Genomic DNA, 1581 nt, shown 5'->3' with positions numbered 1-1581 from the left:
CGCCCTGGCCCGGCCCGGCGACCCGCGCACCGCCCGCGCGGCGGCCGCCCTCGCCACCAACGAGTTACGCGTCGCCTATGCACTCCATCCGGTACGGCTCCTGGTCGAGCTGCGCGCTCCCGAGTCCGTACCCGCGCTGATCACCACCCTGGCCCGCAGGTTCCGCCCGCACGACCCGTACCGCCGTGTAGCCATCGCGTGCGTGGACGGGCTCGGTGCCCTGGGCGACGAACGGGCCCGGCCCGTCCTGAACGAGGCACTCGCCCATCCGCCGCTGGCTCAGGCGGCGGCCGGTGCGCTGAAGCGGCTGCCGGCGCAGCGGGCGCCACGCGAATAGGTGTCGATGGGCGTTCACGGTGGAGTGCCTTGTGAACACAGGGGAGCCGAGTGCCACTGGAGAAGGCGGGGTCGCCGGGGGTTCGCCCGGCGGGAGACGGGCGACCGGCAGGCGGACGAACGTCGCGGGATCCGACCTGCCGTCATCTCCGCGCATCTGGCCCGGGTCCTGCTCCCCGGCGGCCCCAGTCGACGGGGCCGCACTTTCGCACGATAGGCAGCGGGCGGGGGACCGGGCATCCCCCTGGCGGGGCGAACGGCCCCCTCAGATGGGCTGATTCACCGTTCTGCGGTCGGACCTCGTCATGCGGTCGGGCGCGGCAGGATGCCCAGGCGCGTCGCAGTGACCACGGCCTCCAGCTGGCTGTGGGCGCCCAGTTTCACCAGGACGCTCTTCACGTGCCCGCGCACCGTGTGCCGGCTGAGCACGAGCCGGTCCGCGATCACCTTGAGACCGTGCCCCTGGCCCAACAGGGCCAGCACCTCGTGCTCCCGGCGGGTCAGCCCGCTCCGCTCCCACTGCTGCTCGGGCAGTCGCGCCGCCAGGGTCGACTCCTCCACCAGGAGCTTGCCGTCGGCCGTGGTCCGGATCGCGGTGAGGATGTCCCCGAAGGCGCTGTGCTTGGCGAGGAAGGCCGAGGCGCCCGCCGTCACCGCCCGCGCCAGTTGGTCGGGGGTCGCGTCCGCGGTGAGGACGACCACCCGGGTCGAGGGATGTGCGGCCTTCAGCAGCCGGGTGCCCTCGATACCGTCCCTGCCCGGCAGATGGATGTCCATGAGCACCACGGCGGGTGGCCGACGGGCCGCCTCCCGCAACGCCTCGTCGACCGTGCCCACCGCGTCACCGCAGTCCAGGTCGGGCTGCGCCGCGATGGCGATGGCCAGGGCGTCGGCCAGCGCGCGCTGGTCTTCGACCACGAGCACGCGGATCATCCCGGATCCTCCCCCTCCGGATGGCCGGCTCTCCCCGGGCCGGTTGTGGCGATGCGCTTTCGAGCGTAGTGCCGTACGGCGTTGTCCGTGCCTGGGCGTACTCGGAAATGTGTTCCCCGCGTCTGGCCCAACGGCGTTGTGTCAGTCCAGAGTTGAGGCGGAAGCGTGGTTCTTCGCCCCCGCCGCCCCTACCCATTCCCGTGACTACTCGGGGGCCAGCCCCCGAACCCCCGCTCCTCAAACGCCGGAGAGGCTGAAATACCCAGCCCGTCCGGCGTTTGAGGACGAGGCCGTTCAGGCCGACAGCGGGGG

General features: G+C 72.6%; 1 protein-coding gene and 1 pseudogene. One reads left to right on the top strand and one right to left on the bottom strand.

Features of this window, described 5'->3' with window-relative positions:
- Positions 1 to 337 (top strand): annotated as a pseudogene (locus O3Q52_RS52905) (adenylosuccinate lyase); the annotation flags it as partial.
- Between the two features lie 302 nt (positions 338 to 639).
- Here O3Q52_RS52905 and O3Q52_RS52900 read toward each other — a convergent pair.
- Positions 640 to 1269, bottom strand: a complete 630-nt coding sequence (locus tag O3Q52_RS52900; protein ID WP_269655521.1) for a response regulator transcription factor — start codon at positions 1267 to 1269, stop codon at positions 640 to 642.
- Positions 1270 to 1581 lie beyond the last annotated feature (312 nt).

It is taken from the genome of Streptomyces sp. ActVer (assembly GCF_027270795.1).
GTDB lineage: Bacteria > Actinomycetota > Actinomycetes > Streptomycetales > Streptomycetaceae > Streptomyces > Streptomyces umbrinus_A.
Note: the sequence above shows the minus strand (reverse complement) of the source record. Positions and strands in the feature narration are given on the sequence as shown.

What these genes read in the sequence shown, in the direction of transcription:
- O3Q52_RS52900 (WP_269655521.1), bottom strand. Translation starts at nt 1,269, where the DNA reads ATGATCCGCGTGCTCGTGGTCGAAGACCAGCGCGCGCTGGCCGACGCC.